The 12,023-nt window shown below is 73.9% G+C and carries 9 protein-coding genes; 3 read left to right on the top strand and 6 right to left on the bottom strand.

The annotated features are described in order from the left end of the window. Positions 1-20: 20 nt before the first annotated feature. A complete protein-coding gene (pepN, locus tag G9H71_RS02920; RefSeq protein ID WP_166277529.1) occupies positions 21-2,582 on the top strand; it encodes an aminopeptidase N in 2,562 nt (853 codons plus the stop codon). Between the two features lie 98 nt (positions 2,583-2,680). Here the strand turns inward: pepN and G9H71_RS02925 are convergent, their stop codons facing one another. Together G9H71_RS02925 and G9H71_RS02930 are read right to left on the bottom strand one after the other, a co-directional pair. Next, positions 2,681-3,160, bottom strand: a complete 480-nt coding sequence (locus G9H71_RS02925) for an SRPBCC family protein (protein ID WP_166277532.1) — start codon at positions 3,158-3,160, stop codon at positions 2,681-2,683. A 14-nt stretch (positions 3,161-3,174) separates the two neighbouring features. Beyond that, positions 3,175-3,513, bottom strand: coding sequence for an ArsR/SmtB family transcription factor (locus tag G9H71_RS02930; RefSeq protein WP_166277535.1), 339 nt, complete (start codon positions 3,511-3,513; stop codon positions 3,175-3,177). Positions 3,514-3,731: 218 nt separating this feature from the next. Between G9H71_RS02930 and G9H71_RS02935 the strand changes: the two genes are divergently transcribed. Further along, positions 3,732-5,537 (top strand): glycoside hydrolase family 3 protein, encoded by a 1,806-nt coding sequence (locus tag G9H71_RS02935; protein ID WP_331272707.1) that lies wholly within the window; start codon positions 3,732-3,734, stop codon positions 5,535-5,537. A 55-nt stretch (positions 5,538-5,592) separates the two neighbouring features. On the opposite strand, the gene G9H71_RS02940 is transcribed toward G9H71_RS02935, so the two are convergent. The 4 genes from G9H71_RS02940 to G9H71_RS23340 all read right to left on the bottom strand — a co-directional run bounded on the left by G9H71_RS02940 (position 5,593) and on the right by G9H71_RS23340 (position 9,701). Continuing rightward, a complete protein-coding gene (locus tag G9H71_RS02940) occupies positions 5,593-6,441 on the bottom strand; it encodes a DUF4394 domain-containing protein (RefSeq protein ID WP_166277538.1) in 849 nt (282 codons plus the stop codon). Positions 6,442-6,650: 209 nt separating this feature from the next. After that, positions 6,651-6,923, bottom strand: coding sequence for a hypothetical protein (locus G9H71_RS02945; protein WP_166277541.1), 273 nt, complete (start codon positions 6,921-6,923; stop codon positions 6,651-6,653). Positions 6,924-6,951: 28 nt separating this feature from the next. Next, the gene (gene malQ, locus G9H71_RS02950) at positions 6,952-9,096 is read right to left on the bottom strand and encodes a 4-alpha-glucanotransferase (protein ID WP_166277544.1); all 2,145 of its coding nucleotides are present in this window, start codon (positions 9,094-9,096) and stop codon (positions 6,952-6,954) included. Between the two features lie 98 nt (positions 9,097-9,194). Next, positions 9,195-9,701, bottom strand: coding sequence for an HNH endonuclease (locus tag G9H71_RS23340; protein WP_166277547.1), 507 nt, complete (start codon positions 9,699-9,701; stop codon positions 9,195-9,197). A gap of 196 nt (positions 9,702-9,897) precedes the next feature. Between G9H71_RS23340 and G9H71_RS02960 the strand changes: the two genes are divergently transcribed. Beyond that, positions 9,898-11,994 (top strand): prolyl oligopeptidase family serine peptidase, encoded by a 2,097-nt coding sequence (locus tag G9H71_RS02960; protein ID WP_166277549.1) that lies wholly within the window; start codon positions 9,898-9,900, stop codon positions 11,992-11,994. The last annotated feature ends 29 nt before the right edge of the window (positions 11,995-12,023 follow it).

Here is a 12,023-nt window from a genome sequence, read left to right on the forward strand (position 1 = left end):
GCCGTGCGAGGATTCGGCCCATGCCGGGGATGAACCTCACGCGCGACGAGGCGGCCGCCAGGGCCCGCCTGCTCGACGTCGCGTCCTATGACATCGAGCTCGACCTGACCGTCTCGGACCGTGTCTTCCGGTCCCGCACGACCGCGCGGTTCACCTGCACCGAGCCCGGCGCCGCCACCTTCATCGACCTCGTCGCGCCCGCCGTCTCCTCGGTGACGCTCAACGGCGCCGAGCTCGACCCGGCCACGGTCTTCGACGGCACCCGCATCGCCCTCGAGGGGCTGGCGGCCGACAACGAGCTCGTCGTCGTGGCCGACTGCGCCTACATGAACACCGGCGAGGGCCTGCACCGCTTCGTCGACCCCGTCGACGGCGAGGTCTACCTCTACTCCCAGTTCGAGGTGGCGGACTCCCGGCGCGTCTTCGCGGTCTTCGAGCAGCCCGACCTCAAGGCGGCCTACGCCTTCACGGTCACCGCGCCCGCGCACTGGGAGGTCGTGTCTGTCTCCCCCACCCCCGAGCCCGAGCCCGTGGCGGAGGGCGTCGCGGCCTGGCGGTTCGCGCCCACGGCCCGGCTCTCCTCGTACGTCACCGCGATCGTCGCGGGCGCCTACTCCGCCGTCCGGGGCGAGATCGCGTCGCGCAAGGGGACGCTGCCCGCCGCGGTGTTCTGCCGCCGGTCCCTGGCCGAGCACCTCGACGCCGACGTCATCCTCGAGCTGACCCAGCAGGGGTTCACGTTCTTCGAGGAGCTCTTCGACCGCGAGTACCCCTTCGACAAGTACGACCAGCTCTTCGTGCCGGAGTTCAACGCCGGCGCGATGGAGAACGCGGGCTGCGTCACGATCCTCGAGGACTACGTCTTCCGCTCCCGCGTGCCCGAGGCCGCGGTCGAGCGCCGCGCCGTGACGGTGCTGCACGAGCTGGCCCACATGTGGTTCGGCGACCTGGTCACGATGCGCTGGTGGGACGACCTCTGGCTCAACGAGTCGTTCGCCGAGTACGTCAGCCACCTCGCCGCCGCCGAGGCCACGAAGTACACCGAGGCCTGGACCACGTTCGCCAACACCGAGAAGACCTGGGCCTACCGGCAGGACCAGCTGCCCTCCACGCACCCGATCGTGGCCGACATCAAGGACCTCGAGGACGTCGAGGTCAACTTCGACGGCATCACCTACGGCAAGGGTGCGGCGGTCCTCAAGCAGCTGGTGTCCTGGGTCGGGCACGAGGAGTTCTTCGCCGGCATCCGCACCTACTTCGCCAAGCACGCCTACGCCAACACGACCCTCGCGGACCTGCTGGTCGAGCTCGAGGCGAGCAGCGGCCGGGACCTCGCGGCCTGGTCCCAGCTCTGGCTCGAGACGGCGGGCATCAACACGCTCCGCCCGGTCCTGGAGTCCGGCGACGACGGGCGCATCACCTCTCTCGCCGTCCGGCAGGAGGCCCCGGCCGACTGGCCCACGCTGCGCACCCACCGGCTGGGCATCGGGCTCTACGACCTGGCCGGCGGGTCCCTCATCCGGCGCCGCTACGTCGAGGTCGACGTCGACGGCGAGCAGACCGCTGTGCCCGAGCTGGTCGGCGAGGCCCGCCCGGACCTGCTGCTGCTCAACGACGACGACCTCGCCTACACCAAGATCCGGCTCGACGAGCGCTCGCTCGCGACCCTCGTCGGCCAGCTCTCCGCGATCAGCGAGTCGCTTCCCCGCGCCCTCTGCTGGGCCGCGGCGTGGGACATGTGCCGGGACGCGGAGATGCGCCCGCGCGCCTACCTCGACCTGGGCCTGGCCGGCGTGCGCACCGAGAGCGACAGCTCGATGGTCCGGTCGGTGCTCCGCCAGCTGGAGACGGTCGCCCGGCTCTACGTCGACCCGGCCCACCGGGAGACGGCCGCGGCCGTGCTCGCCGAGGGCACCGAGCGGCTGCTGCGCGGCGCCGCCCCCGGCAGCGACGCCCAGCTGCAGTTCGCCCGCGCGTTCGCGACCGCCGCCCGGGCCACCCCGCAGCTCGACGTCGTGCGCGCGCTCTACGACGGCACCGAGCAGATCGACGGCCTCGTCATCGACACCGACCTGCGCTGGGAGCTGCTGCACCGGCTCGTCTCGGCGGGCGCGGTGGGCGAGGAGGCCATCGACGCGGAGCTGGCGCGCGACAACACCGCGACGGGTCAGCGGCACGCGGCCGCGGCGCGTGCGTCCCGGCCGACGGCCGAGGCCAAGGCGCGGGCGTGGGCGGCGGTCGTCGACTCCGACGACCTGCCCAACGCCCTGCAGTCGGCGACGATCGGCGGCTTCGCGACCCCCGGCCAGGAGGACCTGCTCCGCCCCTTCGTCGAGCCGTACTTCGACGCCCTGGAGCAGGTGTGGGCGACGCGGACCAACGAGACCGCGCAGAACATCGTCCTCGGGCTCTACCCGACGTTGCTCGCGGACGAGGAGCTGCTGGCCCGCACCGACGCCTGGCTGGACAAGGCCGCGTCCGCCCCGCCGGCGCTGCGCCGGCTCGTGCTGGAGTCCCGTGACGGCGTCGCGCGTGCGCTGCGGGCGCAGGCCCGCGACCGGCAGGACGACCCGACCGGCTGACCGGGCCCCCAACCACCGCCGGCCGCCCCGTGCTGCCCGACGGCATGCAGGTGGTGGCCGGGCCGGGGCTGCGACGCCCCTGAGGCCCGGCCGCCGCACTACCCCGCGAGCACCTCGTCGAGCTTCTCGTAGCCCTCGCGCACGCCGTACTCCATCCCGCTGGCGACGAACGCATCCCGGGTCTCGAACGAGTCGGCCAGCGAGGTGGACACCAGCCGGCTGCGGCCGTCGCCCAGGTCGGTGAAGACGATGCGCTCGAGGGCGACGCTGTCGGGCGCCCCGTCGAACGCGAACGTCTGCACGATCAGCTCGCCGTCGCGTACCTCGTGGAAGCTGCCCCAGAATCCGTAGTCGCCGTCGGCGTCGCTCTGCACGTAGCGGTAGGCGCCACCGGTCCGGGCGTCGAAGTGGTCGATGCGCGTCGCGATGTCGCGCGGGCCGAGCCAGCGCTTCAGCAGCTCCGGCTCGACGTGCGCCCGGAAGACCTTCGCGGCCGGGGCCGCGAACTCGCGGGTGATGTGCACGGCCGGGACCTTCTGGTCGACCTCGATGCGGGTCTCGAGCGCAGTGGTGGACATCCGTGCCTCCTGGGTCAGGTGGGGGTGGGCTCGTCGGGCATGTCGCGCAGGACCTCGTCCAGGCGCCGGTAGCGCGCCTCGGCCTGCCGGCGGTAGCGCTCGATCCACTTCGTCATCAGGTCGAACACCTCCGCCTCGAGGTGCACCGGGCGGCGCTGGGCCTGCCGGCTGCGGCTGACCAGGCCGGCGTCCTCGAGCACCTTCAGGTGCTTGGACACGGCCTGCACCGTCACGGCATAGGGCTCGGCCAGCTCGTTGACCGTCGCGTCGGCGGTCGCCAGCCGCGCCACGATGTCGCGTCGGGTCGGGTCGGCCAGGGCGGCGAAGACGCGGGAGAGCTGGTCGGGGGCCATGCGGGGACTTCTTTCCTCAACCGTGCGGTTGAAGACAATGTAGCCCGGGTGGCACGCGTGGTCAACCAGGAAGTTGAGCAAAGGCGCCAGGGCCCCGAGCCGGGCCGCCGGGTGCTGGACCACGTCCCCGTGTCCGAGAGAGAGTGAGCACCGCCAGTCCGTCCGTCTTTGCCCGCTTCCGTCGCGATCCGAGGGCAGCGGTGCAGCGAGGAGTCCCCGTGAGGCTTGCTCCACATCCGAGGCGACGCGCCGCCGGCGTGCTCACCGCCACCGCCCTGGCCGTCCCGCTCCTGGTGGCCGCACCGGGCGCCGCCGAGGCGAAAGCACCGCGTGGCGGCGACCCCGCCGCCCGGTGGGCGACCGAGACGCTGCGCTCGATGAGCATCGAGGACAAGGTGGGCCAGCTGTTCGTCCTGCACGTCTACGGCGAGCAGGCCGAGGCCGTGAGCGCGGCCGACGCCGCCGCCAACCAGGCCTACGTCGGCGTCCCCACCCCCGCCGAAGCGGTCGCGAAGTTCCGTCCCGGCGGCGTCATCTACTTCGCCTGGGCGAACAACACGAAGAACCCGCAGCAGATCGCCCGGCTCTCGAACGGGATCCAGCGGGCCGCGGCAGCGACGCCCAGCGGCGTGCCGGTCATGGTGAGCGTGGACCAGGAGCACGGCATCGTCGCGCGGATCGACAAGCCCGCCACGCAGTTCCCCGGGGCCATGGCGCTCGCCGCCGGGCGGAGCACGGTCAACGCCGTCGCGGCGGGCGCGGTCGCGGGCGCGGAGCTGCGGGCGATGGGCGTGCAGCAGGACTACGCCCCGGTCGCCGACGTCAACGTCAACCCGGCCAACCCGGTGATCGGGGTCCGCTCCTTCGGCTCGGACCCGACCCTGGCCGCCACCCTGACTGCGGCCCAGGTCGTGGGCTACCAGTCGGCGGGCGAGTCGGCGACCGCGAAGCACTTCCCCGGGCACGGCGACACGGCGACCGACAGCCACACCGGCCTGCCGGTCATCACGCACACCCGGGCCGAGCTCGACCGGATCGACCTGCCGCCCTTCCGCGCCGCGATCCGGGCGGGCGTCGACTCGATCATGACTGCGCACATCGTGGTGCCCGCTCTCGACCCGTCGGGCGACCCCGCGACGCTGTCGCGGCCGATCCTGACCGGCGTGCTGCGCGAGCGGCTGGGCTTCAAGGGCGTCGTGGTGACGGACTCGCTCGACATGGCCGGCGTCCGGCAGAAGTACGGCGACGACCGCGTCCCCGTCCTCGCCCTCAAGGCCGGCGCCGACGTGCTGCTCAACCCGCCGGTCCCGCAGGCGGCGTACGACGGGGTCCTCGCCGCCGTGCGCAGCGGGGAGGTCTCGGAGCAGCGGCTGGACCAGTCGGTGCGCCGGATCCTCGAGCTGAAGGCCCGCCGAGGCCTGGTGGCCGCGCCGTACGTCGACGAGGGGCGCGTCGCCCGCGTGGTCGGCACGCGGCTGAACGAGGCAGTGGCCCAGCGCGTCGCCGACGCGAGCGTCACGCTGCTCAAGGACGCCGCGGACGTGCTGCCCGTCCGGCCCGGCCGCTCGCTGCTGGTGACCGGCTACGACTCCGGCGGCAGCGTCGCGGGCGTGGCGGCGCGCATCACGGCCCGCGGTGTGGCAGCCGACGCGCTCGGGGCCGGGACGTCGCCCACGCAGGCCCAGGTGGACGCCGCGGCCGCCGCCGCGCGGACGCACGACGTCACCGTCGTCCTGACGAGCAACGCGTCGACGAGCCCCCGGCAGCAGGCACTCGTGACGGCCCTGCAGGCGACGGGCAAGCCGGTCGTGCAGGTGGCGCTGCGCAACCCGTACGACATCGCCGCCTTCCCGGCCGTGCCGACGGCGCTGCTGACGTACTCCTCGAAGGACGTGTCCCTCGACGCGCTCGCACGGGTGCTCACCGGCTCGCTGCAGCCCAAGGGAAGGCTGCCGGTGGCCATCCCCGCGGCCAACGGCTCTACCTTGTTCGACTACGGAAGCGGGATTCGCTCGACCCGCTGACGGTCTCCGGGCCGGGAGCTGACGGCTCCCGGCCCTGGAGGCCGCACCGCGGGAGTCAGCGCGGGGCCGCGGCGATGTCCACGACGGCCGCCGTCCCGCCGATGCGCGCGGTCGACGCGGCGTTGACCGCGCCGGTGGCCAGGTCCACGACCGAGAGCGTCGTCGACCCGCGGTAGCGCAGCGCGACGAGGGCGACGTTCGTCGTCCCGCTGGTCGAGATGTCGAAGCCGGACTGCGCCCAGAACGGCACCCCGAGCGGGCCCACCCGGTTGAGCACGCCGTCGTTCGGCGGGGCCTGCGTGTGCACCGCGTCCGTCGCCCCGTCGAGGTCGTAGAGCGTCGTCCCGGTGGCGGGGTCGGTGTCGTTGTTCGTGTACGCCGCGGCGACGACGCGCGGAGCGCCCGTGCCGGCCCCCGCGGCGTAGCTCAGCGCGGTGTCGAGGGTGGTGACGCCCGTCGTGACGTCGACACGGAGGTTCTCCCCTGCGTCGCTGACGATCCGCAGCCGGTCGGCGGCCGGGTTGAAGTCGATGTCGACGTTCCCGCCGGCCGGGATGACAGCGGCGCCGGCGGCCGTCCGGAGCGGGACGCCGGAAAGGATCCGCCCGCTGTCGGGGTCGAGGCGCACGACGCGGGCGCTCGCGGAGGATCCGAGCAGGGCGTAGAGGCCGCGGTCGGCCGGGCGGTAGTCGATGCCGAGGACGGTCTCGCCGCTCAAGCCGGCGATCTTGACGCTGTCGAGGATCGTCCCCGGGTCGCCCGCGTAGAACGTGAGCAGGCGGTTGTTGTTGGTCAGCGCGGTCACCTCGATGCCCTCGTGTGCGGCGAGCGCGGGCTGTGCGGTGACCACGAGGCCGGCGGCGAGAGCCCCGGCGGCGAGGGCGGTCCTCGTTCGGTTCGGCATGGCGCTGCTCCGTCCTGGCGCGGCCCTCGGTCTGGGCCGGATGCAGGTACTTCGCAGCGGTGACGGGCGAGGTTGGGTCACCTGAAGCAATCATCGCCGAAGCGAGCATCAGGTGATGACCTCGGGAAACCAGCGGCTGCCGACGATTAGGCGGCCGGCGTACCGAGGGTGCGTACGGGGGTGGCCGGCCACCCCCGTACGCGGAAGGCTCAGCGGTGCTTGGCCCGCGAGCGCGCCGGCTTGCGCGTAGTGCTCGGCGCGAAGGTCAGCAGCCACACGACGACGTAGATCGCCAGCGGGATGCCGATGAAGACGCCGATCACCTCGATCGTCTCCATGCGCGGGCCGGGGTCGTCGCCGTCGCTGCGCTCGAGCGCGAACGCCGGCGCGGCCGGGACGAGGAGCAGGGTGAGCAACAGCGACGCGAGCGCCGCCAGCGCCGGGGTCCGGCGCCGCCGCGAGCGAGGGTTCGAGCTGGTCACACGGCGTACGCTACCGGCCCGCCGCCGGTCACCCATCGCCCGCCACCCCCTCGGAGACGATCCGGGCGAGCGACTCGGCGCGGGCGTTGCCCGGGACGTCGTCGAGCAGGACCGGGCGCCCCTCCCCGTCGCACATCGGCAGCTTCCAGTTCGGGTACTCGCGGTAGGTCCCGGGCTGGTTGATCGCCCGCCGGTCCCCGACCGCGTCCGGCAGCGCCACCCCGACCAGCCGGGCCGGCGTGCTGACGACGAACCTGTGCAGCGCCTCGACGACCGCCTGCTCGTCGCCGCGCGCGGACTCGGCGAGCAGCCCGCGGCGGACCAGGTCGTCGAGCCAGCTGCGCTGCTCGGCCTCGTCGGACCGGCGCTCCTCCTCGACGCTGCGGGTCAGCAGCCCGAGCTCGGAGCGGATGCGGATGTGCTCGCCGGCCAGGTAGCCGGCGGTCGGCGGCAGGTCGTGCGTGGTGACCGAGGCGAGGGAGAGCTCGCGCCACTGCTCCGGCCGCAACGGCACCCCGGCGTCCCAGTCGCGCTCGAACCACAGGATGGAGGTGCCGAGCACGCCCCGCTCCTTGAGGAAGTCGCGCACGCCGGGCTCGACGGTGCCGAGGTCCTCGCCGACGACGACGGCACCGGAGCGGGAGGCCTCGAGGGCGAGGATGCCGACCAGCGCCTCTGGGTCGTAGCGGACGTACGCGCCCTCCGTCGGGGGCCGGCCCTGCGGGACCCACCACAGCCGGAACAGGCCCAGGATGTGGTCGACGCGGATGCCGCCCGCGTGCCGCAGCACCGTGCGGAGCATGGCCCGGTAGGGCGCGTAGCCGGTCTCGGCCAGCACGTCGGGGCGCCACGGCGGCTGCGACCAGTCCTGGCCCTGCTGGTTGTAGGCGTCCGGCGGCGCGCCGACCGTCACGCCGAGCGCGAGCGCGGACTGCAGGGCCCACGCGTCCGCGCTCGACGGGTGCACGCCGACGGCGAGGTCGTGCATGATCCCCAGCGCCATCCCCGCCGAGCGGGCCGCCTCCTGCGCGACCGAGAGCTGCTCGTCTAGCAGCCACTGCAGCCAGCAGAAGTAGTCGACCCGGGTGGCGAGCTTCTCGCGCAGCTCGGCCACGGCCGGGGAGCGCGGGTCGCGCAGCTCCTCGGGCCAGTCCTGCCACGCCGCGCGCTGCTCCTCGGAGATGGCGCACCAGGTGGCGAAGTCGACGAGGCCCTCGCCCTCCTGCTCCCGGAAGGCGGCGTACGCCGCGTCCCGCTCGGCGCTGCGCGCCACCTCGTGCAGGGCCGTGAGGGCCTCGCTCTTCGCGGCCCAGACGGCGTCCCGGTCGATGGGCTCCGGGGAGGTGTTCGCCTGCTGCTGCTCGCCGGCCAGCCGCCGCACGAGGTCCTGCACGCGCTGCGGGGCGGACGCGAGCTCGGGGACGTCCTCGACGCGCAGGTAGACCGGGTTGAAGAACCGCCGGGTGGCCGGCAGGTAGGGCGAGGGCTCCATGGGGGCGACGGGCTCGGCGGCGTGCAGCGGGTTGACCAGCACGAAGCCGGCCCCCTGCCGCCCGCTCCACGTGGCCAGCTCGCGCAGGTCGCCGAGGTCCCCCAGGCCCCAGGACGCCCGGGAGCGGGTGGCGTAGAGCTGGGACGTGAAGCCCCACGCGCGGCGGGAGCCGAGCGTGGGCGGCTCCCCCACGTACGCCGGGACGACGATGAGCGGTGCCGTGCCGTCAGCGGCACCGGCCGCGCGCAGCTCGTGGTAGCCCAGCGGGAGGTCTCCCGGGACCTCGAACGTCGCCTCCCCGACGAGCCGGCCGTCGACCTCGCGCGGGTCGACCCACACGTCGAGCTGGCGCAGCTCCTGCTCGCCACCGTCCTCGAGCACGGCCGAGACCGTCACGGGCTCGCCGTGCGGCACGTGCACCGGCACTCGGGCCGGCCGGCCGGACCGGACGACCACGCACGGCGGCAGCGCACGGCGCCAGGGGCGCAGCCGCAGCTCCTCGAGCGCGGCGCGCGCGGACTCGGGCGTGGAGGCGTCGATGCCGAGCGCGGCGAGCACGGAGCGCAGGGTGTCGGCGGACGCGGGCTGCGGGTTGCCTTGCCAGTCGTGGAACTCGACCGAGACCGAGCAGGCCTCGGCGAGCTCCCGGAGCGCGGGGTCGAGCTGTTGGGTCTGGGTCACCGGGGTCCTTCAGGCACGGGTGCGGACGTCTCGGACAGGTGCTCCCCCGCCGCGGCTCCGGCAATCCCTCCGCGCGCCGCGCGCTCGGCCGTCGGGCGTCAGCCCGCGTGCGCCGGCAGCAGGAGGTAGGGCTCCCACGCCGGGTCGCGCCGCGCCCAGCCGACCAGCAGCGCCACGGTCGGCGGCGGCTCCGCTGGCTTGAACGGCAGCGCCCACCCGAGCTCGCCGAGCAGGTGGCTCCCCTTCTTGTGGTTGCACCGGCAGCACGCGGCCACCACGTTGGCCCACACGTGCTGGCCGCCCCGGGACCTCGGCACCACGTGGTCCACGGTGTCCGCGCGGCGCGAGCAGTAGGCGCAGCGGTGGGCGTCCCGCTCGAGGACGGCCCGGCGCGTCAGGGGGACGCCCTTGCGGTAGGGCACCCGCACGTAGTGGCTCAGCCGGACCACCGAGGGGATGTCGACCGCCTGCCGCTCCGAGTGCAGCATCCCGTCCGAGCGCTCCACCACGACGGCCTTCTCGGCGAGGACCAGGACGACCGCGCGCCGCATCGGGACGACGCAGAGCGGCTCGTAGGTCGCGTTCAGGACCAGGGCATGGGCCACGGCAGCCTCCACCGTTGCACGACGCGTGGCTCGCGCCGGCCTGGACCCAGTGTGGACGCAACCACCCCGGACGGCCAGCAGATAGGGCGGCTGACACGTCACGTTCACCGGACGATCACCGGGCGTGCCCTTCCCGCTGCAGCCTGCAGGCGGAGGGCCGTGCCCCGGGCCCGGCCGGGCTGCGTAGTGTGCGGGCATGGATCGCCCCGGCTACCCCCCGGCCCGCCGTCTCGATCTCGTGGAGCAGCTTCCTGCAGAGCAGCCCACCTACCCGGTCGCGGACCCCTACCGCTGGCTCGAGCAGGCGGCCGAGCCCGAGGTGGAAGCCTGGTCGAGCGCGCAGGACGCCCTGTGCCGCGACCACCTGGACGGGCTGCCCGGCCGCGACGCCATCCGCGAGCGGCTGCTGACGCTGCTCGGCTCGGGCTCGATCGGCACACCGACGCTGCGCCGCGAGCGCCGCTTCTTCATGCGCCGCAATCCCGAGCAGGAGCACGCCGTGCTCCTCGTGATCGAGCCCGACGGCACCGAGCGCGTCCTGCTGGACCCGATGGAGGTCGACCCCTCGGGCACCACGACGCTGGACTCCTGGCAGCCGAGCAAGGACGGCGCGCTGCTGGCCTACCAGCTGAGCGAGGGCGGCACCGAGGAGTCGGTGCTGCGCGTCATCGACGTCGCGACCGGCGAGCTGGTCGACGGCCCGATCGACCGTGCCCGCTACTCCCCCGTCGCCTGGCTGCCGGGCAACGAGGCCTACTACTACGTCCGCCGGGTCGACCCCGAGCTGCTGCCCGAGGACGAGCGGCAGTACCACCGGCGGGTCTGGCTGCACCGGGTCGGCACGGACCCCGCGCAGGACGTGGAGATCTTCGGCGCCGGCCGCGAGATCACGAACTACTACGGCGTCCAGGTCTCGATGGACGGCCGCTGGCTCGTCGTCAGCTCCGCGGCCGGGACCGCCCCGCGCAACGACCTGTGGATCGCCGACATCTCGGCCTCGGCCCCGGAGGCGCCCGAGCTGCGCGTCGTGCAGGAGGGCGTGGACGCCCAGGCCTGGGTGCAGGTCGGGCGCGACGGGCGGGCCTACATCTCGACCGACCGGGACGCCCCGCGCGGCCGGCTGTGCGTCGCCGACCCCGAGGACCTCGCCTACGAGTCCTGGCGCGACCTGGTGCCGGAGGACCCGGAGGCCGTGCTCGACGCGCACGCCCTGCTCGACGGCCCCGAGCTCGGCGACAGCCCCGTGCTGCTCTGCTCCTGGACGCGGCACGCGGTCTCCGAGGTCACCGTCCACGACCTGCGCAGCGGCGAGCGCACCGGCCAGATGCAGCTGCCGGGGCTGGGGTCGATCGGGGGGTTCTCCGTCCGGCACGAGGGCGGGCACGAAGCGTGGTTCGGCTATACCGACCACGTCACCCCGCACTCGATCTTCCACTACGACGCGCGGACCGGGAAGGTCTCGCTGTACGCCTCCCCGCCCGGCTCGGTCACGGTGCCCGAGGTGTCGGTGCAGCACGTCGCGTACGAGTCCAAGGACGGCACCACCGTCCGGATGTTCGTCATCGCCCCGACCGCGACGCCGGACGGGCCCCGCCCGTGCGTGCTGAGCGGCTACGGCGGCTTCGGCATCGCCCTCACCCCGGGCTACTCGGCGAGCTACCTGCAGTGGGTCGAGGCGGGCGGCGTCTACGCGGTGGCGTGCCTGCGCGGCGGGTCCGAGGAGGGCGAGGAGTGGCACCGGGCGGGCATGCTCGGGACCAAGCAGAACGTCTTCGACGACTTCCACGCCGCGGCCGAGAAGCTGGTCGCCGACGGCTGGACCACTCCGGCACAGCTCGGCATCAGCGGCGGGTCGAACGGCGGCCTGCTCGTCGGCGCGGCGCTCACGCAGCGCCCGGAGCTGTTCAACGCCGTGGTCTGCTCCGCGCCGCTGCTGGACATGGTGCGCTACGAGCAGTTCGGCCTCGGGGCGACGTGGAACGAGGAGTACGGCCGCGCCGACGACCCCGAGGAGCTCGGGTGGCTGCTGTCCTACTCGCCCTACCACCACGTCCGGGAGGGCGTGGACTACCCCGCGACGCTCTTCACCATCTTCGACGGCGACACCCGGGTCGACACCATGCACGCCCGCAAGATGGCGGCCGCCCTGCAGCACTCGACCACGGGTTCACGGCCGGTGCTCGTGCGACGGGAGAAGGGCGTCGGCCACGGCGCGCGGGCGCTGTCGAAGTCGGTCGAGCTCGGGGTGGACACGACCGCCTTCCTGGCGCACTGGACGGGCCTGGCGCTGTGAGGACACCCACCTCGCGGTAGTCGGCACGG

This window comes from Motilibacter deserti, from assembly GCF_011250635.1.
GTDB lineage: Bacteria > Actinomycetota > Actinomycetes > Motilibacterales > Motilibacteraceae > Motilibacter_A > Motilibacter_A deserti.